This window comes from Vibrio splendidus 12E03, assembly GCF_000272105.2.
GTDB lineage: Bacteria > Pseudomonadota > Gammaproteobacteria > Enterobacterales > Vibrionaceae > Vibrio > Vibrio splendidus_I.
Genome location: NZ_AJZD02000011.1, coordinates 1 through 23,051 on the forward strand (window position 1 = coordinate 1; position 23,051 = coordinate 23,051).

At 45.8% G+C, this 23,051-nt stretch carries 21 protein-coding genes; 19 read left to right on the top strand and 2 right to left on the bottom strand.

The annotated features are described in order from the left end of the window. Window positions 1-276: 276 nt before the first annotated feature. Window positions 277-2,316: an acetoacetate--CoA ligase gene (locus A142_RS01395; protein WP_019819921.1), complete on the bottom strand. Its 2,040-nt coding sequence runs from the start codon at window positions 2,314-2,316 to the stop codon at window positions 277-279. A gap of 199 nt (window positions 2,317-2,515) precedes the next feature. On the opposite strand from A142_RS01395, the gene phhA reads away from it, so the two are divergent. From phhA to A142_RS01425, 6 genes are all read left to right on the top strand, one after another. After that, window positions 2,516-3,310, top strand: a complete 795-nt coding sequence (gene phhA, locus A142_RS01400) for a phenylalanine 4-monooxygenase (RefSeq protein ID WP_019819923.1) — start codon at window positions 2,516-2,518, stop codon at window positions 3,308-3,310. Next, window positions 3,300-3,638, top strand: coding sequence for a 4a-hydroxytetrahydrobiopterin dehydratase (locus tag A142_RS01405; RefSeq protein ID WP_019819924.1), 339 nt, complete (start codon window positions 3,300-3,302; stop codon window positions 3,636-3,638). Before phhA ends, A142_RS01405 begins: the two co-directional genes overlap by 11 nt. 140 nt (window positions 3,639-3,778) lie before the next feature. Continuing rightward, entirely contained in the window at window positions 3,779-4,879 is a 1,101-nt protein-coding gene (locus tag A142_RS01410; RefSeq protein WP_029405262.1) for a Fic family protein, read from the top strand. Window positions 4,880-5,117: 238 nt separating this feature from the next. Further along, window positions 5,118-5,666: a hypothetical protein gene (locus A142_RS01415; RefSeq protein ID WP_019819927.1), complete on the top strand. Its 549-nt coding sequence runs from the start codon at window positions 5,118-5,120 to the stop codon at window positions 5,664-5,666. Between the two features lie 257 nt (window positions 5,667-5,923). Continuing rightward, window positions 5,924-6,133: a DUF3283 family protein gene (locus tag A142_RS01420; RefSeq protein WP_004732615.1), complete on the top strand. Its 210-nt coding sequence runs from the start codon at window positions 5,924-5,926 to the stop codon at window positions 6,131-6,133. Window positions 6,134-6,229: 96 nt separating this feature from the next. Further along, on the top strand, window positions 6,230-6,946 hold the full coding sequence (locus A142_RS01425; protein WP_019819931.1) for a YebC/PmpR family DNA-binding transcriptional regulator: 717 nt from the start codon (window positions 6,230-6,232) through the stop codon (window positions 6,944-6,946). A 127-nt stretch (window positions 6,947-7,073) separates the two neighbouring features. On the opposite strand, the gene A142_RS01430 is transcribed toward A142_RS01425, so the two are convergent. Next, window positions 7,074-7,331 carry a DUF2798 domain-containing protein gene (locus tag A142_RS01430; protein ID WP_019819933.1) on the bottom strand — a complete coding sequence of 86 codons (258 nt, stop codon included), beginning with the start codon at window positions 7,329-7,331 and terminating at the stop codon, window positions 7,074-7,076. Window positions 7,332-7,387: 56 nt separating this feature from the next. Between A142_RS01430 and A142_RS01435 the strand changes: the two genes are divergently transcribed. From A142_RS01435 to secF, 13 genes are all read left to right on the top strand, one after another. Continuing rightward, window positions 7,388-8,317 (top strand): LysR family transcriptional regulator, encoded by a 930-nt coding sequence (locus A142_RS01435; protein WP_019819934.1) that lies wholly within the window; start codon window positions 7,388-7,390, stop codon window positions 8,315-8,317. Window positions 8,318-8,329: 12 nt separating this feature from the next. Continuing rightward, the gene (locus A142_RS01440; RefSeq protein ID WP_019819936.1) at window positions 8,330-9,205 is read left to right on the top strand and encodes an NAD(P)-dependent oxidoreductase; all 876 of its coding nucleotides are present in this window, start codon (window positions 8,330-8,332) and stop codon (window positions 9,203-9,205) included. Window positions 9,206-9,668: 463 nt separating this feature from the next. Next, the gene (locus tag A142_RS01445; protein WP_019819938.1) at window positions 9,669-10,349 is read left to right on the top strand and encodes a hypothetical protein; all 681 of its coding nucleotides are present in this window, start codon (window positions 9,669-9,671) and stop codon (window positions 10,347-10,349) included. A gap of 26 nt (window positions 10,350-10,375) precedes the next feature. Then, entirely contained in the window at window positions 10,376-11,074 is a 699-nt protein-coding gene (locus tag A142_RS01450) for an ABC transporter ATP-binding protein (protein ID WP_019819939.1), read from the top strand. Further along, window positions 11,062-12,360 (top strand): ABC transporter permease, encoded by a 1,299-nt coding sequence (locus A142_RS01455; RefSeq protein WP_019819941.1) that lies wholly within the window; start codon window positions 11,062-11,064, stop codon window positions 12,358-12,360. The genes A142_RS01450 and A142_RS01455 overlap by 13 nt, the downstream gene beginning before the upstream one ends. Beyond that, window positions 12,353-13,141, top strand: a complete 789-nt coding sequence (locus A142_RS01460) for an outer membrane lipoprotein-sorting protein (RefSeq protein WP_019819943.1) — start codon at window positions 12,353-12,355, stop codon at window positions 13,139-13,141. The genes A142_RS01455 and A142_RS01460 overlap by 8 nt, the downstream gene beginning before the upstream one ends. A 9-nt stretch (window positions 13,142-13,150) precedes the next feature. Next, a complete protein-coding gene (locus A142_RS01465; RefSeq protein WP_029405264.1) occupies window positions 13,151-14,443 on the top strand; it encodes a hypothetical protein in 1,293 nt (430 codons plus the stop codon). Beyond that, window positions 14,443-15,477, top strand: coding sequence for a sensor histidine kinase (locus A142_RS01470; RefSeq protein ID WP_019819948.1), 1,035 nt, complete (start codon window positions 14,443-14,445; stop codon window positions 15,475-15,477). Before A142_RS01465 ends, A142_RS01470 begins: the two co-directional genes overlap by 1 nt. Before the next feature lie 72 nt (window positions 15,478-15,549). Next, window positions 15,550-16,398, top strand: a complete 849-nt coding sequence (locus A142_RS01475; RefSeq protein WP_019819949.1) for a LytR/AlgR family response regulator transcription factor — start codon at window positions 15,550-15,552, stop codon at window positions 16,396-16,398. A gap of 215 nt (window positions 16,399-16,613) precedes the next feature. Beyond that, window positions 16,614-19,382 carry a M16 family metallopeptidase gene (locus A142_RS01480; protein ID WP_019819950.1) on the top strand — a complete coding sequence of 923 codons (2,769 nt, stop codon included), beginning with the start codon at window positions 16,614-16,616 and terminating at the stop codon, window positions 19,380-19,382. A 271-nt stretch (window positions 19,383-19,653) separates the two neighbouring features. Beyond that, complete coding sequence (locus A142_RS01485; protein WP_029405265.1) at window positions 19,654-20,118, top strand: hypothetical protein; 465 nt, start codon at window positions 19,654-19,656, stop codon at window positions 20,116-20,118. Window positions 20,119-20,291: 173 nt separating this feature from the next. Continuing rightward, complete coding sequence (secD, locus tag A142_RS01490) at window positions 20,292-22,091, top strand: protein translocase subunit SecD (RefSeq protein WP_019819952.1); 1,800 nt, start codon at window positions 20,292-20,294, stop codon at window positions 22,089-22,091. A gap of 2 nt (window positions 22,092-22,093) precedes the next feature. Beyond that, complete coding sequence (secF, locus tag A142_RS01495; RefSeq protein WP_019819953.1) at window positions 22,094-23,032, top strand: protein translocase subunit SecF; 939 nt, start codon at window positions 22,094-22,096, stop codon at window positions 23,030-23,032. Window positions 23,033-23,051 lie beyond the last annotated feature (19 nt).

Genomic DNA, 23,051 nt, shown 5'->3' on the forward strand with positions numbered 1-23,051 from the left:
TACAATCCAGTGGTGGACTATTTTTTTGTATAAATGATTCGTCTTTAGTGAATATTATCTCTGGCTATAAAATGATTAATTTTTTATTTTTGTTTTAAATATGACGTTCAGATCGCATTAAGATCTTAAGAAAAGGCACGAAGCCAAACTGATGAGAGGGTTCATGAGCTTTAATAGTAGCTTCGATTCGGTTTTCAATCGGCTGCCTTTACTCCAGATATTATCTGACAGCCAAGTGAAAAGTGGAGATAGTTAGCCACTTTCTAAGGCTCTACGTTAAAGCGAAACAGTGCGTTTTATCTCTTCCAAGACCTCTGCGTTCGCGATGGCCCCGAGGTTTTCTACATCCTTGCCATTTACTACCTGTTTCACCGCCAACTCCACCAGTTTGCCAGAGCGTGTTTTTGGCACCTCACTGATAGTAAAAATTTGGCTCGGCACATGCCTTGGTGAACAAGATGATTTGAGCTTGCTTTTGATGGCAGCCAATAGCGTTTCATTTAGGTCTGTGCCTTTCTGCAACTGAACAAATAACCAAATCTGCTCATTGCGGTCGACATTTTTACCCACAGCGATGGAATCGATGATGCCCTCAATGGTGTTCACTTGCTGGTAGATCTCGGCAGTACCAATACGCACACCTCCAGGGTTGAGTGTGGTGTCGCCTCGCCCGTAGAACAGATAGCCGCCATGTTCGCTCTGCGCGACTTCGTCACCGTGATGCCACACATTATCGAACTTGTCCCAGTAAGTGCTGTGGTAGCGCTCTCCGGTGTCATTCCAGAATCCAACAGGGAAGTTGGGTAGGGAGTTTGTACACACCAGTTCGCCACGTTCGTGATCAACCTGTTGGCCAGACGAATTGAACACCTTGATGTCGACGCCGAGCCCTGCCTGTTGGCACTCACCGCGATACACAGGGGAGGTAGGGTTGCCTAAAACAAAGCAGCCACAAATATCCGTGCCGCCAGAAATGGACGCTAAATGCAGGTCCTGCTTGATGTGCTTGTAAACATAATCAAACTGCTCTGGGTAGAGCACTGAACCCGTCGAGCACAGTGTTCTTAATTTAGGAAGGTTGTGACTGTCGATAGGCGAGAGTTCTGCCTTCTCAATCGCTTCTAGATACTTGGCAGAGGTGCCAAATGTCGATACGTTAGCACGCTGCGCTAAATCCCATAGAACGTTAGGTTGCGGATAAACCGGGCTACCATCAAAGATCACTAAACAAGCCCCACTGGCAAGCGCAGAGACGTGCCAGTTCCACATCATCCAACCACAAGTGGTGTAGTAGAACACGCGGTCGTTTGGCTTAACATCGCAATGAAGCTGGTGCTCTTTTAGGTGGTTGATGGTGGTGCCACCAACCGAGTGAACAATACACTTTGGCTTGCCTGTTGTGCCGGAAGAGTAGAGTACAAACAATGGTTCATTGAAGCTGACACGCACAAATCGAAGAGGTTTTGGCTGATAGTGATCAATGATGCTGTGCCAGCTTAGAATCGATACATCATGTTCAACTTTTTTCTTCTCTAAATCGCTCTTCTCTAAATCACGAGTCGGTTTCAAATAGCAGACCTGACACACCTGTTTTAGCGCGTTTAAGTGCTCGATGATTTCACGGTTCTTGTCCGTCATATCGAACGTTTTGTCATTGAAGGTATAACCATCACAGGTGAACAGCACCTTGGGTTTTACTTGGCCAAATCGTTCAATCACACTCTCGACACCAAAGTCCGGAGAGGTTGATGTCCAAATCGCGCCCAAGCTGGTGGTTGCCAGCATCGCTATTACGGTTTGTGGCAGATAGGGCGTATACGCAGCAACCACATCACCTTGCTTCACTCCGCTATCGATAAGCCATTGCTGAACGCTAGAGACCGCTTCACACAAGGCTTTCCATGTATAACTCTGCTGTTCGCCACGCTCATTCTCAAACCAAATCGCAAGCTCATCAGGCATGGTTTGCGCCAAACTCAGCAAGTTCTCGGCGTAGTTTACCTGCGCATTGGGAAACCAAACCGCATCACGATTCGATTTAGGTTGCTGCCAGCGGCTCTCACCTTGAGCTTTGATGGTCTCGCTTTCTGCCTTACTAATATAGTCTTGCGAGCCGACTACTCCACAAAAATGCCACACGTTTTGCCAAAACGATTCCGGCTGATCTACAGACCATTGATGGAGTTCGGCGTAGCTTTTTACGTCCCTATCTAGGTTTAACCCAGACTGTTCAAGGCTATCGATAAATCGGGTTAAGTTGGCATCGGCGATACGCTGCTCGCTTGGCTGCCAAATGGGCTTATTGCTTTCGTGCATTCCTTTACCTTTAACAAAAAGTTAACGTTTTCAGTCTGGTATTTAGGTTTTACAAAGTCAAAAGTTCAGCAAAATAAGCGTCTGGCGGAATTGTGTAAATAAAATGTTACACGATCGCTTGTTCCGAAAAATCGCGCAAATTGGCGCTTATAAGGAGTGGAGATAGGCTTAAAGTGAGACATTCGAAAGGAGGTGTGTAATGACTCAATATCATTCTAAGCCCGTGAGCCAAGAGGGATGGGTTGAGTGGAGCCTCGAAGAAGATGCCATTTGGCACGACTTGGTGAAAAGGCAACTGGACGTCATTAGTGACCGCGCATGCGATGCCTATTTGCACGGTTTGACCCTGCTGGATCTGCCGTTAGACAGAGTTCCTCAGCTTCCAGAGATAAACAAAGTGCTAAAGGAAACAACAGGTTGGCAGGTTCAGCCTGTTCCTGCGTTAATCGATTTCGACCGTTTCTTTGATTTGCTCGCGAATAAGAAATTCCCCGTCGCGACATTTTTGAGAACACGAGACGAGTTCGATTATTTGCAAGAACCTGATTTCTTTCATGAAATTTTTGGTCACTGTGCCATGCTCACTAATGCTGATTTCGCAGCCTTCACTGAGCATTATGGAAAACTAGGCCAAGCGGCGACATCCAAACAACGCGCTTATCTTGCCCGTTTGTATTGGTTTACGGTCGAGTTCGGTTTAGTAAAAGAAGGCCAACAATTGAAAATCTATGGTGGTGGCATTCTTTCGTCTCCGGCGGAAACCATGTATGCGTTGGGAGGGGATTTGGCCGTTCGCGAGCGGTTCGATCTACAAACGGTTTTAAGAACTCCTTATCGCATCGACATCATGCAGCCGAAATATTACGTGATCGGCGAGCTGTCTGAGCTCTTCAAAATCAGTCAGGAAAACCTATTACAGCAAGCTGATCTCGCGATTGATGCGGGGTTACTACCACCACTTTTTGAACCCAAGGAACCAACACATGTTGAATGAACAAAAATGCGAAGCCTGTAGTATCGACGCGATTGCCCTAAGTAAAGACGAGCAACAATCTTTACTGTTGGAGTTGTCTGACTGGCAGATCATGGAAAGAGACGGCATCCCACAGCTTGAGAAGGTGTTTAAGTTCAAGAACTACAAACAAGCATGGGCATTCAGCAACAAAGTGTCAGAGTTGGCAGAAGAAGAGTTCCACCATCCTTCGATCTTATTGGAGTGGGGCAAAGTCACCGTCACTTGGTGGAGTCACTCAATTAAAGGTCTACACAAGAATGATTTCATCTGCGCTTCACGCTGTGATGTGTTGGCGGTGAGTGAATAGTATTGCCGGTTAGAAATTACTCTCTCGCCTTTGTGATGTGATTAACTCATTATTCAGCTCATGTTGTGATTTGAATAATGAGGTTAAACAGCTCATAATGTGATTTGAATAAGTATAGCTTTCGCATCATGAGGCGTAATATGTGGATTTGGCAACAAGATAATTGGCCAAACTTTGTTTGGGATAATCAGAAAATAGGCGTGAGGTTAAGAGAAGTACGGCTTAATCAGGGCATTCTATTAGGCAAGATAACCTCTCAATCCGCAGACCAAACACAAACAATGCTCGATACTTTGCTAGCGAACATTGTCCACTCCAGTGCGATAGAGGGAGAAAAGCTGAATGCCTTCTCTGTTCGTTCTTCTTTGGCTAACAAACTTGGCGTGAGTGAAGAGCGACCTTTTCCTACGACAGAACAAACTGATGGCTTAGCGGAAATTATGTTGGATGCAGTGCAGAATCTCACTGAGCCATTAGCGCTTGATAGGATTTTGCATTGGCACGATAGACTGTTTCCTCAAGGCTACACTATGTTTAACCCTGTAGTCGGAGGTCAGCTAAGAGGTGACACTCCCATGCAAGTGGTATCGGGAAGAATTGACCGTCCGACCGTACATTTTGAAGCGCCCAGCCGAGACATTCTTGATGCTGAGCTAGATGCGTTTATCATATGGTTTAATGATTCACTTACCGATGAATCACTCGATCCGTTACTAAGAGCTGCGATAACTCACCTTTGGTTTATCACTTTACACCCGTTAGATGACGGTAATGGCCGTATTACTCGATTGTTGACTGACTTAGCTTTAGCACAAGCAGAGAAGCAGTCGGTACGTTTCTATGCGATGTCGGTGGGGATACTTGCTAACCGCAAACATTACTACGAAATATTGGAGAAAACCCAGAAAGGGGGACTCGATATCAGCGATTGGTTGATGTGGTTCTTAAATACATTAGATGAGACGTTTACAGGTGTTTTTTCTGAGGTCGACCAAACAGTTTATAAGACCAATTATTGGCGAAGTGTTGACCAAACAAAGCTTACTGTAGAGCAAGTGAAAGTGCTTAATAGGATGCTCGATGGAGATTTTTCAGAAGGTATCAATGCTAGTCAATATAAAAAGGTAGCGAAGGTGAGTAGTGCCACAGCAACACGTCATTTGAGCGCTTTGCTTGGACATGGTTGCTTGGTCAAATCCGGTTCTGGTGGCCGAAGCACGCGGTATCTTTTGCCGGAGTAGGGTTTGTATACCCATTCTGGTTTTTATAATTAAAACTCTTTTCAATAGTTGTCAATATTCAACCTGAATACTGACAACTATGTCGATTTACTCTCAGCACTACTCCGTGATTTGTTGTAAGAGGGAGTTCGCTCTAATCTATCAATGCCTTTCTAAAGATATAATAATCAAGTAGTTGTGCTAAGTACCCTTTCTCTGATTTAGGTGTTATAACTATTGTTTTACAGGAGCTATAAGAATGAATAAGTTTGATTGGTTTAGTAAGCTAGGGAATGTTGTCGGGGTATCTTTTCCTTTTACATCGAACTTTATCCAATTAAAAGCAGAGATAGATAGCTATCATTTGGAACAGCGCGTAAAGGTTTTGGAAGACCCAATTTCATCAATCGCCCCAAATGTGATTGAACTATCTAAAGCTTTATATTCAGATTTTAAACAATGTAATGACCATTTCTTAGATTTTTCGGATAACTATAAAACTTATGAGCGGACTATCCACTTACTCGATGGCGCAGGTTACATAAACAAAGCTGGTATTATTATAGAATTCGACAATCCTATTTATATTCTATACATGGCAGGATGGTCTGAGTCTGATCAAATTTTAAGTGAATTGGTTGGCTACGTTGATAGTTGTGAGTCTGGTGTTTGTATTCCTTTGGCAAATCTTAGTACTAGTTTTGATGTGCCTGACAAGCTAATCATAGCAATATTCGAGATCTATGCTGAAAAAGGTCTTGGCTTCTATGACAATACTATTGGTCATGAGTCCTATATTGGTAAGTAAGCTCAGAGGTTTCTGTCGGAGCGTTTTTATTTTGAATTAATTGGGATTCGTGCCGGAAGACACCTATCTAAAACTTTGTTTTCCAACTTTCTTCAGCTCTTCTGCTAATCACACTTTTCCAAAACTAGCTTGACCTGCATCAGTGACTTGCTTGGTTTCGGGTCTCATAAACCCTTTCTGTTACTCATAGTATTGGTTTTATGAGCCTGCTCTATGATATATTTCTCGGCCAAGTGTATTACAGACGAAGGCTAGCAATGTCTATCAACCTTTCACTCCTTCCACCCAGTGAGAAAAATAAAATCGAACTGGATAAGCAAGCATCGTTTCTTGTATGGAAATTGAAGCAAGCGAAATGTGGCCCTGAAGCCATTGTTGAAGAAGCAATGAAGCTAGGTGATCCAGAAGAAAAGGCTTGGTTTGATCAGTCTGTTGAAAAATACAAACGGGTAATGGGTGTCGCATAAACGCAGATAAACCTTACCCAGCAAAGCTGTTGAATTGAAATGACACAGTAATTTGCTAGAATTTGCACCGTTAATTGAATCAGAGAGAAGATCCCGATGGGAAGAAGTTTTGAAGTGCGCAAGGCCTCAATGGCGAAAACTGCAGGCGCAAAAATTAAAGTTTATTCTAAATACGGTAAAGAGATTTACGTACTGGCTAAGAACGGCAGCTCTGACCCAGACATGAACCTACCTCTTAAGCACCTGATTGCTAAAGCGAAGAAAGACCAAGTACCAGCTCACGTTATCGAAAAAGCTATCGATAAAGCGAACGGCGGCGGCGGTGAAGACTTCCAACCAGCTCGTTACGAAGGTTTTGGCCCTGGTGGCACAAGCGTAATCGTTGACTGTCTAACTGACAACGGCAACCGTACTTTCCAAGACGTTCGCCAATGTTTCGTTAAAACTGGCGCGAAAATCGGTGTCGAAGGTACTGTTTCTCACATGTTCGCTCACCAAGTTGTATTCCAGTTCAAAGGCGAAGATGATGAGATCATCCTAGAAACGCTTATGATGGAAGACGTAGACGTGACTGACGTTGAGCTAGAAGACGGTGTTATCACTGTATTCGCTCCAACGACTGAGTTCTTCAAAACGAAGACTGCACTGAACACTGCGTTCCCTGAGCTAACGCTAGACGTTGAGGAAATCACTTTCGTTCCTCAAACGACTACTCCAGTAGCTGAAGAAGATTCTGAGAAGTTCCAGAAATTCTTAGACATGCTTGACGACTGTGATGATGTTCAGCAGGTTTACCACAACGCTGAGCTGTAATCTTTACAGTAACAACAGTTATTAAAAAACCGAGCCTAGTGCTCGGTTTTTTTTATGTCGGTAATAATGATTGTTTTCGTTGATCATCGTTCCGCTGGTTCTATAAATAACTATGGAATTCATGGCGTTATTCATCGCATAAACTCACTTCGGTTATCGTTTTTGATCTCGGGCGACATAGCCACTCGGCGAGCTTTCTGACTTGTGGTAACAAGGTTAGGCTCAGTGTGAGTGCACACGGCCAAGCAATCAAAAAGCTGTTTAACCAAATTGGTGGCCATGCTTGACTGAAACCCATCTTATAACCCGATATGATCCCCGACATCATGAAAGCCATGACAAGTGAAGACAGTATCGCGGTAACCCAGTGCAGTTTGTTTTTCATCCGATCTCCTTAGTGATTTTATTATTGGAATGCATTAAGGTTACTCTTATCCATAAATGAGAAAAATAGGCACATATAGAAGTGTGAATTCCATATTTGGAAACATTGATGATCTATTCCTGTTTTGCACTGTGGTGGAAGAGGGGTCGTTGTTGTCGGCATCGAAGCGACTGCAGTTGCCTGTGTCGACCATGTCGCGCCGATTAACCGCTTTGGAAGAGCGCCTGAGCATTCGCCTTTTAGAGAAGAAGGGTAGAGAGCTGGTGGCTACTAAAGATGGTGAGGCGGCCTTTGCAGCGCTGAGTAGCAGCATGGAGTCACTGCATCAAGGGTTTAGTAGCTTGCTTGAAGAGCGCGATGCCATTCAAGGCAAGATAAAGCTTGCGGTGCCTCATAACTTCTATAGCGGTTTTCTTCGCCCGACGGTCGAGCAATTCCTTGCTGAGTACCCAAAAGTACAGCTCAATCTCATTTTGAGCCAACAGCAAGTGGTGCCTGAAACCGATCGTGATTTGTTGATCACGTTTCAAATTTCCGACATGGACGGCATGATTGCGCGGCCATTGTTTAAGGCCAAGCACGGATTTTTTGCGAGCCAAGCCTATCTGGATTCTCGCGAAGAGATTAAAAAGCCGGACGATTTAGAGCTTCAAGACTGGATTAACGTCGATGATGTGTTTGATATGCCGCTCTACAAATCTGACCGCTTAGAGCAGATGATCACGATAAAACCCAAGTTCATCGTTAACGATATTCATGCAGTGGCGGCCGCTGCGCAAAAGGGATTGGGCATCGCGTCATTGCCTTTTCGTCACGTATCCTCTGAGATGAATTTGATTCAAGTGCTCCCTGAGTATCATCGGGGTGATCGCCAAGCGTATTTAGTGTACAAAGAAAGAAAATATCAGCCAAAGGCTTTGACCCTGCTTATTGATGCATTGATTGAGAGTGTTCGATCTTTTCATCGCGATGGTTTGGTCAAATAAAAGGAGAAAGAAATGAAAGTAAGTTTTATCGGGCTAGGCGTTATGGGGTTCCCAATGGCAGGCCACCTAGTCAAAGCCGGTTTTGAAGTAACGGTATTTAACCGCACTCACAGCAAAGCGCTAGACTGGGCTGATAAACACCAAGGTAAAGCCGCTGAGAGCGTGGCTGAGTGTGTAGCCGAAGCTGATGTAGTATTGGTCTGTGTTGGTAACGATGACGACGTACGCTGCATGACGACCAGCGAAACAGGCGCGCTGGCTGCAATGAAGCCAAACGCGATTCTTGTCGATCACACGACAACGTCGGCAATTCTGTCTGAAGAGCTTGAAGTCGCTGCGAAGCAAGCCGGTATTCGCTTTATGGATGCACCTGTGTCTGGTGGCCAAGCGGGCGCAGAAAATGGCGTGCTAACCATCATGTGTGGCGGCGAACAAGCGCTTTTCAACGACCTTCAACCTGTGTTCGAAGCTTACGGTAAGTCGTCAGTTCTTATGGGTAAAGTCGGCCAAGGCCAACGCGCAAAGATGGTCAATCAGATCTGCATTGCAGGAGTATTGAACGGCTTATCTGAAGGCTTAGTACTTGCTGAAAAATCAGGTTTGGATATCCAAACGCTAGTTGATTGCCTTAAAAACGGCGCAGCAGGTTCATGGCAGATGGAAAACCGCGCCACCACAATGGCGCAAGATAAGTTCGATTTCGGCTTTGCCATTGATTGGATGATTAAAGACTTAGGTTTCTGCTTAGATGAAGCAGAGCGCCAAGGCATCCAGCTTCCACTGACTGAAAAGACCAACAACGCATACAAGGCATTGTCTGCCGAAGGACAAGGCCGCATGGATACATCAGTATTGATGAAAGCTGTGGTTGAAGAGACAAAGAAGTAGTCGCATCGAAGAAGCAGTAAAAGCTTCGTTTGAAAATTAAAAATAGCCGCTGATTAGCGGCTATTTTTGTTTGGTTAGAGCTCTGTCGAATGCGTTAATCCAAAATAAATCCCCTCCTAGCCTCCCCTTGATTCATATGTAGATCCCTTGCTGATCGTTGAAAGGGGAGGAATAGAACATCGATCGTTAAAAGTGTCGATGTATGTTCAGTGCTAAAGAAAGTTCTCCCCCTCTGCTAAAGATCTAGAGATATTGATGAACCCATATTGAGGGGGAGTTAGAGGGGAGGTAACTATGGCTAATTATGCGAATAGTGTTCGTCTAGTTCCTATGAGGTTGAGACCCCACTCACACTTCCTCTCAACCATTCACTCCTCATTATTACCATTCGTCGCATTGATAAAACGGCGTGACAGTTTGTGGTTAACCTTTCAACGTCAACATTTGAAAGGGATTAGAAATCATGACTACTTCACACTCATTTAATTTAGGCTCTACCACTTCTCTGCTTAAGCGTTCATTACTGATTGCGCTTGTTTCGTTTGCACCGTCGTTAGCTTTGGCGAACCCAAGTTCAGACGTGCTTGATATCTACAATCAAGCCGCGCAAGGCAATGAAGACTTGGTTGAGGTGGCTTACGAACGCCTTAATGACACGCTGCAACAAGACGGTGCGACACCACTGACTTTGGTTTACCTAGGTAGCACAGAAACCCTGATGGGCCGTGATGCGTTCTTGCCTTGGAACAAGATGAAGTATGTGGAGAAGGGCTTATCGACCATTGATAAATCACTGGTTCTGCTTAAAGACGAAGATCAACCCATTCATGAACAACCTCGTGTTCAAGGGCTACCGGATTCTTACCTAACTCGCGCTATGGCTGCGGTGACTTACACCTCTCTTCCAGACATGTTTAACCATTTCGATCGTGGTTATGACCTGTTCTTATCGTTACTTGCGGAAGATGATTTTCAACAACAGCATTTCGCTGCGACTTCGTGGATTTACCGTTACGCCATTACCGCATCGATTCGTGCTGAGGACTTCAAACAAGCACAAGTGTGGCTAGAACAAATGGAAACTGCGGATGCTGGCAACATCGAAACTATGACTGCGAAGGCCCTCCTTGCTAAATCTCATTAACGAGCTGGTTATCAGAGGACAAAAGAATGATTGAATTTAAAGGTATCGGCAAATCGTATCTCACTGGTGGTCAAAGTGTAGACGCTCTCAAGGGAGTCGATGGCCAAATCAAACGCGGTGAAATGGTGGCCTTGTGTGGCCCGTCAGGCTCAGGGAAAAGCACACTTTTGAATATTTTGGGTTTGTTGGATATGGACTATCAAGGCGAGATACATATTGATGGCCAGCCGTATCCGACAGAGCAAATCGCCGCTGCACGCTTTCGTCGTCAATCGTTGGGTTTTGTATTTCAGCGCTTCAATCTGGTTCCTGTGATGACGGCACTTGAAAACGTCGCTTATCCATTGATGTTGAACCAATACTCAAAACAAGAACAGCAAACCAGAGCGCAAGACATGTTAGAGCGTGTTGGGCTAGGCGAATATGTACATCATCGCCCAGACAATCTTTCAGGCGGCCAGCAGCAACGTGTCGCAATAGCCAGAGCGCTAATCCACAACCCAAGCTTAGTCATTGCCGATGAACCGACTGCCAGCTTAGACAGCCACACTGCCAACCTTGTGATCGACATTATGAAAGAGCTCGGCCACGAAATGGGCACCACCTTTATCGTCGCAACGCATGATCCAAGAATGGCACAGCGCTGCGATCGAGTCATTGAACTTATCGACGGACAATTGGCTCCACAAGCTGTAACCACGGAGGCGATCTCATGGGCAAGTTAACACAAAGAATGAGCACGTTTTTACTTCCAACTTCGGTGCGTTTGGCGTGGCTTAATTTATTAAGAAATGGTCGTCGTAGTTTGCTTTCTGTGTTGATCATCGCCATTGCCGTATTTGCACTGACCAGTGCGGGCGGTTATGGGCTTTACACCTACGAATCTCTACGTGAATCGACCGCGCGCGATACTGGTCATCTCACCTTGAGCACGCCGGGATACTTTGAACAAGACGAAGACATGCCGCTGAGCAATGGTCTCGATAACGTTCAAGCGCTCGCCAAGAGCATTATTGGCGACAGTGATGTGCGCGGCGTTCAACCACGAGTCTATTTCAGCGGCTTGGTTTCTAACGGCAGTAAGTCGACCATCTTTATGGGAACGGGTGTTAATGAGCGCGAGTTCGACATGAAAGGTCCTTTTCTTGATGTGCGCAGCGGACAAACCCTGTCGGATGTGAAATCTCCAAGATACGACAGCCAAGAGCCACAAGTGATGCTGGGAACTGACCTTGCTCGTAATCTCAAAGTTGCCGTTGGCGATTGGGTGACACTGCTTGCCACCACCAGTGATGGTGCATTGAATGCCTTTGATTTTAAGGTGCAGGGCATCTACTCGACTGGGGTTCCTGAGCTGGACAAGCGTCAGCTGTATGTACACATCACCACCGCTCAAGAGCTTTTGGCCTCAGACAAAGTCAGTACCTTGTCGGTGTTCTTATTTGAAACAAGCAAGACATCGACCGTTCAACAACGCATTCAAACTGTTTTAGAGCGAAATAGCGCTACCCAAGGCGCTCAAGGCTCCGAAATCGAGATCACCCCATGGAAAGATCGCGCGTTTTTCTACACCAAGGTTAAAGGTCTTTACGACCGGATCTTCGGCATCATGGGTGCGGTGATGGCGTTGGTGGTGTTCGTGTCTTTGTTTAACACCATGACCATGTCGGTGACGGAACGCACTCGTGAAATCGGCACCTTGTCGGCACTCGGCAGTTACCCCTCTGAAATCGTCGCAGGCTTCTTAAAAGAGGCGGGATTACTGGCGGTGATTGGCAGTGCGATTGGCGCGTTAGTGAGTGGCTTAGTGTCGGTGTTATTGCTGGTGGTTGATATACAAATGCCACCACCTCCGGGTCGAACCGAAGGCTACCCACTCAACATTTACTTCTCATTAGAATTGGTTGGTTACGCTACTTTAGGTGTGCTGACGATATGTTTGCTGGCTGCTTATTTCTCTGCTCGTAAAGGCGTGAATAAGCCAATCACGGAGGCACTGGTTTATGTCTAGATTAACTCGTTCATTCAATATGTTAGGTTCTTTGTTGGTTTTAGCATCAGCTTTAACATCGGTATCAAGCTGGGCAGTCGATTCACAACAAGTCACTGAGATGATCGCCAAGGCGGATAGCTATCGCTTGAACAGCGAACAGGCGTCTAAAGTGGTTTCTCTGGTGGCGCTATATCAAGACGAGCAACTGGACAAAACCCGTGAATACAACGTCTACACAAGACCAAATCGAGAGTCATTAGTGGTCTTTAAATCAGCCGTTGAGGCAGGTCAAAAGATGCTGATGATTGAAGATAACTATTGGCTGTTGATGCCGAAATCTCGTCGACCAATTCGTATTACACCGATGCAAAAGCTATTGGGTGAAGCCTCGGTAGGCGATATTTCAACGCTGACGTGGAGTGAAGATTACCAAGGTGAGTGGGTTGCCGAGCAACAAGTTGAGATGCCGACTGGCGAGACACTCGATACCCATCACTTAAAGCTCGCGGCGAAAACCAAGGGGGCGAGTTACCAGTCGATTGATTTGTGGTTAACAGCAGACCGTGCATTCCCAGTTAAAGCGGATCTGTATCTGCGTTCTGGAAAACTGGCGAAACAAGCTTGGTTTACTGAAGGCGTGCGTGATGGATTACCAACAGTGGTGTCGATGACCTTGCTCGATAAGATTCAACCGAGTAAGAAAACCGTGATTGAGTATCGCGAAGTGATAGAACAAAGCTTGGAAGACAAATATTACAACCCTGCCTACCTATCGCGTAACAGCGTGTCTGGGCTTTAGGTGGACGTCATGAAAGCTTCCAATCGCCGAGTCCACATAAAGTCTTCAATCGCTATTTTGCTTGCCTTGTTCTGTGTGAGTAACACGATTCAAGCGGACGATCTGAGCTTGGCGTGGGACTGGCAACTGAGTGCAGAAGCGGTTGAATCGAGAGAGTCGCCATTCAACCCTTTAGCGTCTGATAATCGTCAGTCTTTAAATGGCTTGCTGGATCTAGAGGTTGGATATGGCAATTGGCTTGGTCTGTTCGCAGTGAAAGCCAACGATATTCTAAGCAATAACCCTCAACAACAAGACGCGAGCTTTGAATCTGAATTCATTGTGCGTGAGTTGTTTTGGCAAGGTGGTGTTGAGATGTCGAATTCAGCGTTCGGTGACCACTATCTTGATGTCACGCTTGGTAAGGTTCGTTTGGATTGGGGCGTGGGTTATGGCTACCGACCGTTAGACATCATCAAGCCTTACCGACAAAACCCAGTGGGCATTGTTGCAGAAGAGGGCGCAGGTGTGGCTTCGGCATCATTGTTCGATATGACGGGCGAGTGGACACTGCTTTATAGCGATTCTTCATGGACTTCCCAAGACGTGAATGAATTCGAAAAGCAGAATCAGCAACAAGGTTTTGGGGTACGTCGTTACAACTTAGTGGGCGAGCACGAATATCAATGGGTCGCTTATTACGACGATGTACGTCACGGCTTGCTTGGGGCGAGTTTAGTTTCGGTATTAAACCTCGCGTGGGAGTTTCATGGTTCGATGGTTTATCAGCGACAAAGCCTTGGCTACAGTCAGCCTGATTCAATGCTTAAACCGGTTTATCTTGAAGAGCAGGGCGAAGTTTATCAAGCGTTAGCCGGATTAACATGGGCCAATGACACGGGGCACAATGTAGTCTTGGAATACTGGTTTGATAGCCGCGCTTGGAGCAATTCTGAGTGGCAAAGTGCCATAGAAAGTGCCGAGTCTTTGTCGGTTAATCCGATGACAGCTTCACTGGCTGGTTCTTACGCTCAAGGTTATCAACACGCCAATTTGGTTCAACACAACATCATGTTTCACTGGTCTTTGGATTCGACACATGGCTGGCTCGAAGATATCACGCCGACATTCGACGTCATGTTGTCTCCTCAAGACGGCGGCTTTATTGCTACCCAGTGGCTCAACTATCAGGCTTTAGATAATGGTCATTCATCGTTGGATTTGGAACTTGCTGCACGCTTTCTAGGCGGTAAAAGTGATTCTGCTTACGCCAACTTACCCGATAGTCATATGATTCTTATAAATATCAAAGGACGATTTTAATGAACATTTCTTCAAACAGTCAGTTTCCATGGATTAAAAGCTTCACGCTGACCACTCTGTTTTGTTTCGTCATTGCCATCACCACTCAAACGATTTGGGGTGGAGACCTTGTGGTCAATCTCGCGATAAGCTTTGGTTTTGGGTACAGCGCGGTGGGATCCTCTTTTATCTTGGTTGAGGTGTTTAAGAGGAAATCAAAGGTGTTTGATGTGGGTATCTCAATGGTGATCGCGATGACCTTTGGTACCTTGAACGCACACTATTGGTTGAACGGATATTTCGGGACAAATATCTCGGACCTTAAATCTGTAGTGCTATTGGGCGTGATCTTTTGTTCAGTTTGTTATTACTATTTCTATACCCGAGAGCAGCAGTTACGTGCCGATAACGAATTGGAAGTGGCCAAGCGTCGTCAGGCCGATCAAGAGAAGGTGGTGGTGCTGAGTCAGCTTAAGCAACTGCAAAGCCAAATTGAACCGCACTTCTTGTTCAACACGCTTGCGACCATCAATGTATTGATTGAGAGTGACAGCGCGAAAGCCAAGTTGATGCTCGAAAAATTGACTGACTTGTTGCGTGTGACTTTGAAAAACAGCCGCACCGAGCAATCGACCATCGCACAAGAGGTCGATTTGTTAGACGCTTATCTTAATATCCAAAAGATACGCTTGGGTGAGCGCTTAGCGTTTTCGATTGAAACACACGAGATTAGCAATTTACAGGTGATTCCACCGTTCTTGATTCAACCCTTGGTCGAGAATGCACTCACGCACGGCATCGAACCCAAAGCAGCGGGTGGCCAAGTGAGTATCCGTATTACTCAACAAGCAGAGCAGTTGAAGATTGAAGTGTCAGACAGTGGTGCGGGGTTGAAAACGCCCTCTGCGAATACGGGTCATGGTGTCGGGTTAAGCAATATTCGTCAAAGAATCGAAACCCTTTATGGTGATAAGGCGAGTCTAACGATTACTGAACAAACTGAGGGCGGGGTAGTCTCGACGATCCTGTTACCGCTGACTGACGCAGTTGTCTAGAACGACACTCCAGAAAGTACAGAACAGTGATGAAAAATAGACGATTTACAGTGTGAATTTAAAGGATTAACCATGAACAACCCAGCAATACAGCCGAGCGTAACGGCGATTATCGCAGACGATGAAGCACTGTTGAGGCACCATCTCGACAAGAGCTTGGCTGAGGTTTGGCCGGAGCTGGAGATCGTCAGCAAGGCACAAAACGGTTTGGAGGCGATGCAAAGTATTCAGCAGCTTAAGCCCGATGTGGCGTTTCTCGATATTCGTATGCCTGAGCTGGATGGAATCTCACTAGCGAAACAACTCAACAAGCTAGATTCGCCGCCATTGATTGTGTTTATTACGGCTTATGACGAATACGCGGTCAAAGCCTTTGAGCACAATGCGATGGATTACCTGCTGAAGCCAATCAACGAAGAGCGTCTACTCGCTACCTGTCAGAAGGTTCAAGCACGTCTGTCGAGCAATCAAACACAATCAGGTATTACACCAGAACAGCCCGATATCACTGTGTTAATGGCTCAGCTTCAACAGTTATCACAATCGACCTCACAGCAAACGCAGCCTCCTTATCTATCGCAGAAAAAGTATCTCACGTGGCTCAAAGCCAGTGTTGGGGAAGACATTCACCTAATCGCCGTCGATGATGTGGCTTACTTCAAAGCGGAAGACAAGTACGTCTCGATATTCAAAAAAGGCCAAGGGGGATCGCTAGAGGAGTTTATTCTTCGCGTGTCATTAAAAGAGCTGATTGCGCAGCTTAACCCGGATGAGTTTTGGCAGATCCATCGCTCGGTGGTGGTTAAAGTGTCGGCCATTGATAAGGTGAAGAAAGGACTCTCCGGTCAGATGTCGGCTTATGTGTCAGGGGAAAAGCTACCGATCAGCCGTGCCTCACAAGCGTTGTTTAAGGGTATGTAGAGAACTGGCTGAAATTTATGTAGCTTATTGATTCTAAATAGATGTAATAGGCTCTTATCTAAATGCCTATTTAAATGAGCACAGCGATCTTACATAACGATTGATGATTTATAAAATAAAGATCTAGATCACAAAGATACTCACCAGGTTCAATATTAAATAATAATCGTTAGCTCAATCTGTATATTGTCGATGAATGACATTAAGAGGTTGTTATGAAAACATATTATTTAGCGACGGCTCTATGCCTCACCTTAGTTGGCTGTAGCTCAACATCAAAAACTACCGAAACGCCAATCCAGCCGGATCCGGCATGGACATCAGGCCAGCTAGAAAATGGCCTTACCTACCATGTTTATCCAGATCATGAAGAATCCGTATCTGTTCGTTTAGTCGTGCACGCGGGCTCAATTCAAGAGACTTCTCAACAAGAAGGCTATGCGCACTTCTTGGAACACATGGCATTCAATGGCAGTAAAAATTTCTCTCAGAACGATGTGATTCGCTTATTCGAAGACGCAGGCGCTAGCTTTGGCGCTGATATTAATGCTTACACCTCTTATGAAGAGACGGTATACCAGTTAGATTTGCCAGATAACATCCAATTGCAGTCTGCCCTGACGTGGATGCGTGACATTGGTGACGGTCTGGATCTATCAAGTTCAGAAGTTGAAAAAGAAAAAGGCGTGGTTCTTGGCGAGTTTCGTATGGCTCGCCTCGATGATAAGTCATTCGGAGAGAAATTCTTTGACCACTTCATTGAAGGCAGCCCGTACCAATCGCAAGATGCATTAGGCACTAAATCGTCGATTGTGAATGCTACTCCTCAAGGCATCACCAACTTTTATCAGACTTGGTATCAACCTCAAATAGTTGAACTGGTCGTTTCTGGTGATGTGGATATCAAGACCGTGATTCCACTCATTGAAGAGAAGTTTTCGAACTGGGAGCGTGGCGACACGCCGCGACCAGAAAAACAGAAAGTGACCTCGTTCAATGAAGATGATTATGTTGAGTACGCAGGAAGAGAAGCGCCAAGCATCACTCTGACGTTTAACCGAGGTTTAAATCGAGTTGAAAATCATGCACAGCAGCATCAACGCTGGTTGGATGAAACCGTTCAACAATTGATTCGACAACGATTAGAAGCAGTATTCAATGATGCAGCTCTGCCGACTCAATGGATAGCGTCTGATGGCTATCGAATGGGTGCTCTGCACTATTCTTCAATAAGTGTTGGGTTTCCGGCTGGCGGTCGTGAAGTGATTCAACAAGATCTGCTTTCTACATTGGCATCATTGCGTGATTTTGGCGTTTCGCAAACGGATATTGTTGGCGAACAGCACTACTACCAAGACTTGCTGGATAACATCGAGCATGACTGGGATAAAATGGACAGCGTTGAACATGCGAGCTACAAAGCGAGAGCGTTAGTCACTGATCGAATTGTCCAATCACAGAAAGACTACCAAGTCAGTTTGGAAGCCTTCATTGCTAACTTGAGCCTTGAAGTGATTAACGACAACATCAAAAATCTACTTTCTGATGATTACTTCCTCGTTATTGGGATGGATGACTCTGAAGACAGAACAGCGATCATCAACTCTCTAGATAGTTTAAAAGCCACGTATAGCGAGACGGGAATTCCACCGCTTACGATTGGAACAGCAAGTGCCTTTGCTGTACCTAGTTCGCAAGGCGATGTTGTGCTTGCTGAACAAATGTCCGTAGACCCATACATCCAAAAGTGGACGCTAAGCAATGGTATCGACATGTGGTACTTGCGTGATTATCTTGCTGGCGATGATGTTGGTGTGATGTACATGAGCCTCGGTGGAAAAGCCGCTTTGGATCCAAGCTTATACCCAGCCGTTGAAGTTGCGTTACCTACCTTCGCTCGAAGTGGTGTTGGTGAATTTACGGGTTCTGAGCTTTTAGCGTATTTTGACCGCGAAGATATTCGAGCCGATTCCTTTATTGGCAACACCCGCCATGGTATTGAATTTAATATTAATAAAGATGGGCTTAAAGACACGTTTGCTGCGCTTTATACCTTCATCACTGCGCCTAAAATTGTTCCCGAGCAGTTAGAGGCCGTTAAGCAGGAGTTTGTACAAGGTCAAGAATCTTTCTTGAGCAGCCCTGTTGGCCAGTTTGAACGAGCGGTAAACCACAATATTTATCGTCAGGAAAGTGGTCATCATCTTGTTGATAAAGAGCGTGTTGAAGCGGTTTCCGTGGAAGATCTTAGTCATCTTCACCAGCAACTGTTTGGTCAATTGAGACATAACCAATTGGTGATTGTGGGTGATATCGACCCAAGTGAATTAAAGCCTTTGGTTCAGCAATACTTGGCTTCGATTCCATTAGAAAAAGCCGAGGTTCCTGACTTTAAGGTGGCTTACAAGCAGCCAACTGAATCACGCATTGATTTGGCGATCAACAATGTGAATAGTGCAGAGTACATCCTACGAGTTATCTCTCAGCCTAGCGTTGAAGTTAAAATGTCGGCAAAAGATGTTTTCATGGAAGACTTACTGCAACGCTTGCTGGCGGCTCGTTTAGATACCTATATTCGTGAAGAGTTGAGTTTAGATTACTCGCCTTATACGTATTCAGCATCCGCAGATAGTGAATTGAGTGGTGAGTGGGTGATCGGGGCGATGGTAGCGCCGGAGAACGTTGAACAAGTCGAAGTGGCGATCGATAAGGTGATTGCAGACCTTTTACAAGGCGTCTCTGAAAAGGAAATGCAAGCAGTCGTGAAACAGTTTGAAGCTGATTTTACGCCTCTAGAGAATAGCTCTATCGACCAAGCGTGGTTTGTGTCTCGTTACCTGCTACATGGTTACGGTGTCGAAGCTTTGTCTCAAGTCGAACGAGTGGCGAGGTCGATCACTGCGGAAGACATGAATCAACTTGTCCAACGCATCTTTGGTGAAAATAGCCGTAAGGTTAAGAACATCATGCGTCCTAAAGCCTGAAATCAACAGAAAGAGACAACTCAAAGCCAAGCGAGCACCGCTTGGCTTTCTTGTTTTTCTACTATTCATAACATCTATCCATCACCAGTTATTAAGCCGTTTTAGATCTATGTAAATCTAAATTGCGAGGGTGCTTAATCGGTTGCATCGAATCATTTTCTAAAAAAATGTTTTAAATCAAGACAGCATTTCATTTGTATTGTAGATTGGCGATCTATGAGAATGTTGTTTGGATGTTAGATTGCTTAAATTAGGTACCCGATTAGTCTTAATGTTGTTTTTACTGAGCTTTGGCTTAGTGAATTCTAACGGCTATTCGTTCCCTTCTAAGCCATTCCAAATCCAATCCGCTCAAGAGCAGCCTTCGCAGAATAATCTTTGTAAACAAGCTGCTGCGGATAACCCGTCGAGCTACATGGAATGCGATCAGGTTCAGTTTGGCACCACGTCATTAGATGACAGTTCCAACTATCACGACACTGAATCGAGCCTTCAAGCGACAGCCTTTCGACGTATGCTCAGTAATGAGCAAGAAAGCGTGGCCGACCTTGAGCCTGCTTATCATCTACTGATCGACTTCTCTCCCCCTTCAATACTGGCTTCTCTGCTCTTCAACACGCCGTTGTTGGATTCCAAGCAGCACTGGACCAGTATTGTGAGTTCTCCGTCCTCCCGGCTTTCTGGGTGGAAAGAGGGCAACATCCAATACTCGCATTTCCGAGAACTTCTTAGCTAATCGTTTGACCCTAAATTGGTCGTATCGATGGTCACTTGTGCCCGTTGAGCTCGCCAGTTAAACAAGACAAACATAGCGACATCAGCTTTAGCATCACTACCGTTCAATCAGCTTGTTCTGGTTGCGATTAGCCATTGCTCGTGTTTGCAAAATATTAGTTCAAAGAAGAGATCTTGACTGTGAAAAAACGCATTCAAAGAAAACAAATAAACCACTACTCAAAGTGGAAATATGTGGTGCTTATCGCCACTATCATCATCATGGTTCTGAGTGCTTTACCTTCTTGGTATGGCGAGAATGCATCGGTTCAAATTAACAATCGTTCCGAACAGACCATCGATGCGAGCCAAATTACCCAATACCTTGCGAGCGAAGGCATTCAAGCCAAATCGGCATTTCAAAAAGACAACCGTTTGGTTGTGATCTTGGAAGATGCAGAGCAACAAGCGAAAGCCAAAGAGGTGCTGAATGAGCGCCTATTGGACAACGCGACGGTTGCGCTAGCGATGGAGCCAGCAGCACCGAAATGGTTGACTGACATGGGCTTCGCACCGATTCAGCTAGGCCTTGACTTACGTGGTGGTGTGCAGTTCCTGCTAGAAGTGGACATGGAACCGGTTTACCACGCACAAGCGCAATCTGTGGTCGATGAAATCACCAGCCAAGTGCGTTATGCACGCGGTAAAGTGGTGAACAACCAAGTTGAATTTAACTTCCGTACTGATTCCGATTTCGAGAAAGCACAGAAACTGATTCGTGAAGAGTTCCCACAATGGCAACGTGACCGTTCAGATAAATCGCTAACGTTAACTCAGTCTGAAGAAGAACAAAGAACGCTACGCAACCTAACGGTTCAACAAAACCTGCAAATCATGCGCAGCCGTATTGAAGAGCTAGGCATCACTGAGGCATCGATTCAACGCCAAGGTGAAAGCCGTATCCGTATCGAATTACCGGGTGTACAAGACCCTGCAGCTGCGAAAGACGTGATTGGTGCTACGGCTTCATTAGCGTTCTACTCTGTGTACGACAACGCAACGCGCAATACTCAAACGCTAAAAGATTCAGATGGCAATCGTGTCGTGGTTGCTCGCAAAGCAGTGCTGAGCGGTGAACACATTATCGATGCACGCAGTGGCATTGGTGAAATGGGCAGTGCAGAAGTAAACATCACGCTTGATTCTTCTGGTGGTAAGAAAATGTCTGAGTTTTCTCGCCATAACATCGGCAAGCCAATGGCAACCGTTTACAGCGAATACAGCCGCGACAGAGCCGGTAACAGCGAGAAAACCAGTGAAGTGATCAGTGTGGCAAACATCCAGTCTCAACTGGGCAGCCGTTTCAGAATTACTGGTGCAGGCAGCATGGCTGAAGCACAAGAGCTTGCTCTACTGCTACGTGCGGGTTCATTAACAGCGCCTGTTACCATCATTGAAGAGCGTACCATTGGCCCATCTCTGGGTGCTGAAAACGTAACGAATGGCTTTGCTGCTTTGGCTCTTGGCCTTGGTCTTACTCTAACGTTTATGGCGCTATGGTACCGCCGCCTTGGTTGGGTCGCGAACTGTGCATTGGTGGTTAATATGACCACGTTGTTTGGTTTGATTGCCTTGCTACCGGGTGCGGTATTAACTCTGCCGGGTATTGCGGGCTTGGTACTGACCGTTGGTATGGCGGTAGACACTAATGTGCTTATCTTCGAGCGTATTCGAGACAAGATGAAAGAAGGGCGCAGCTTTGCTAGCTCTATCGATCGTGGTTTCGATAGCGCATTCTCGTCAATTTTCGATGCTAACGTCACCACCATGATCGTTGCTGTGGCTCTATACACAATAGGTAATGGACCGATTCAGGGCTTCGCTCTGACACTGGGCTTAGGTCTTCTAACCAGTATGTTTACGGGCATTTTTGCTTCACGAGCGATCATCAATTTGGTTTGGGGGCGTGACCAACGCCACGATGTAAGGATTTAAGCATGAGTATTTCAAAAATGACTATTTCAGACCGCTATTTTTCAAACAGTAATATGACTCGCCTTCGTAAGGTGATGTCTGTGATTTCTATTGTACTGTTCATGAGCTCTGTGATGCTGGTGGCAGTGAAAGGTTTCAACTGGGGCTTGGACTTCACAGGCGGTGTGGTTGCTGAGGTTCAGCTCTCTGATCAAGTAACCAAAGATGCGTTAAAAACCAAACTTGATACGGCTTTCCAACAAGACGTGCAAGTGGTTGGTATGGCAGAGCAAGACCGCTGGACAATTCGTTATAGCCAACTGACTGACGCACCACAGCCAAACTTGGTAGATGCTTTGTCTTCTGTAAGTGACCAAGTAAAAGTGCTTAACAGCAGTGTGGTTGGCCCTCAAGTTGGTCAAGACATGGTGGATCAAGGTGGCTTGGCGGTATTGGTGTGTTTCCTGATGATCATGCTGTACCTGAGCGTGCGCTTTGAATGGCGTCTGGCATTGGGTGCCCTTGCCGCGATCATCTATGATGTGACGCTTATCTTGGGTCTGTTCGCTTTTACTCAGTTCGAGTTCAACTTGACCGTATTGGCAGCCGTGTTGGCGATTTTGGGTTACTCATTGAATGACTCAATCATCATCGCCGACCGTGTTCGTGAAATGCTGCGTGGCAATCCAAATGGTGACACTGATAACCTGCTTAACGAATCGGTTAAAGCTACTTTCTCACGCACCATGGTGACGTCAGGCACAACGCTAATCACCGTATCTGCGCTTTGGCTACTTGGTGGTGCGGCACTGCAAGGTTTCGCGATTGCATTGGTGGTAGGTATTGTCAGCGGTACGTGGTCTTCAGTTTCAGTTGGTATCACACTGCCTAAACTACTTGGCCTACAGCCTTGTCACTACCAAGTGAAACCGCCAGTAGAGGTTGAGGGTGAGTACCCTTAGGTTTATCTTATTAGATAGC

Bases quoted from the DNA above. Each gene is read 5' to 3' on its own strand.
- A142_RS01395 (WP_019819921.1), bottom strand. From the start codon at position 2,316: ATGCACGAAAGCAATAAGCCCATTTGGCAGCCAAGCGAGCAGCGTATC.
- phhA (WP_019819923.1), top strand. From the start codon at position 2,516: ATGACTCAATATCATTCTAAGCCCGTGAGCCAAGAGGGATGGGTTGAG.
- A142_RS01405 (WP_019819924.1), top strand. From the start codon at position 3,300: ATGTTGAATGAACAAAAATGCGAAGCCTGTAGTATCGACGCGATTGCC.
- A142_RS01410 (WP_029405262.1), top strand. From the start codon at position 3,779: ATGTGGATTTGGCAACAAGATAATTGGCCAAACTTTGTTTGGGATAAT.
- A142_RS01415 (WP_019819927.1), top strand. From the start codon at position 5,118: ATGAATAAGTTTGATTGGTTTAGTAAGCTAGGGAATGTTGTCGGGGTA.
- A142_RS01420 (WP_004732615.1), top strand. From the start codon at position 5,924: ATGTCTATCAACCTTTCACTCCTTCCACCCAGTGAGAAAAATAAAATC.
- A142_RS01425 (WP_019819931.1), top strand. From the start codon at position 6,230: ATGGGAAGAAGTTTTGAAGTGCGCAAGGCCTCAATGGCGAAAACTGCA.
- A142_RS01430 (WP_019819933.1), bottom strand. From the start codon at position 7,331: ATGAAAAACAAACTGCACTGGGTTACCGCGATACTGTCTTCACTTGTC.
- A142_RS01435 (WP_019819934.1), top strand. From the start codon at position 7,388: ATGAGAAAAATAGGCACATATAGAAGTGTGAATTCCATATTTGGAAAC.
- A142_RS01440 (WP_019819936.1), top strand. From the start codon at position 8,330: ATGAAAGTAAGTTTTATCGGGCTAGGCGTTATGGGGTTCCCAATGGCA.
- A142_RS01445 (WP_019819938.1), top strand. From the start codon at position 9,669: ATGACTACTTCACACTCATTTAATTTAGGCTCTACCACTTCTCTGCTT.
- A142_RS01450 (WP_019819939.1), top strand. From the start codon at position 10,376: ATGATTGAATTTAAAGGTATCGGCAAATCGTATCTCACTGGTGGTCAA.
- A142_RS01455 (WP_019819941.1), top strand. From the start codon at position 11,062: ATGGGCAAGTTAACACAAAGAATGAGCACGTTTTTACTTCCAACTTCG.
- A142_RS01460 (WP_019819943.1), top strand. From the start codon at position 12,353: ATGTCTAGATTAACTCGTTCATTCAATATGTTAGGTTCTTTGTTGGTT.
- A142_RS01465 (WP_029405264.1), top strand. From the start codon at position 13,151: ATGAAAGCTTCCAATCGCCGAGTCCACATAAAGTCTTCAATCGCTATT.
- A142_RS01470 (WP_019819948.1), top strand. From the start codon at position 14,443: ATGAACATTTCTTCAAACAGTCAGTTTCCATGGATTAAAAGCTTCACG.
- A142_RS01475 (WP_019819949.1), top strand. From the start codon at position 15,550: ATGAACAACCCAGCAATACAGCCGAGCGTAACGGCGATTATCGCAGAC.
- A142_RS01480 (WP_019819950.1), top strand. From the start codon at position 16,614: ATGAAAACATATTATTTAGCGACGGCTCTATGCCTCACCTTAGTTGGC.
- A142_RS01485 (WP_029405265.1), top strand. From the start codon at position 19,654: ATGTTGTTTTTACTGAGCTTTGGCTTAGTGAATTCTAACGGCTATTCG.
- secF (WP_019819953.1), top strand. From the start codon at position 22,094: ATGAGTATTTCAAAAATGACTATTTCAGACCGCTATTTTTCAAACAGT.